The 263-nt window shown below is 55.5% G+C and carries 1 pseudogene; it reads left to right on the forward strand.

From position 1 onward, the window contains the following. Positions 1-65: 65 nt before the first annotated feature. Positions 66-263, forward strand: a pseudogene (locus KVT27_RS25100) (hypothetical protein); the annotation flags it as partial.

A 263-nucleotide genomic window follows, 5' to 3' on the forward strand; every position in this document is an offset into this window, starting at 1 on the left:
GGAGAAAACGGCTTTCCGGCGTCTCCGGTCCGGAACGGGTCATCCGAATTCAGGAGCACGTAGGCTTGCTGCTGCTGACTATTTTTCCTCAACTGATCCCTTATCCTCTTGCAGGTATTATTTCGTCTCGACTGGTGAATGCGCTGTCAATCAAATGGTTAGGCGATGCCGAAATCGCGCATGTGCTGAATCGAGGGCTGCCCGGCAACATTACGAGTGAGATGGGGCTCATGATCGGCGATCTGGCGGATGCGGCGAGGCCG

The organism is Lysinibacillus sp. GbtcB16, from assembly GCF_019091145.1.
GTDB classification, from domain to species: domain Bacteria; phylum Bacillota; class Bacilli; order Bacillales_A; family Planococcaceae; genus Lysinibacillus; species Lysinibacillus fusiformis.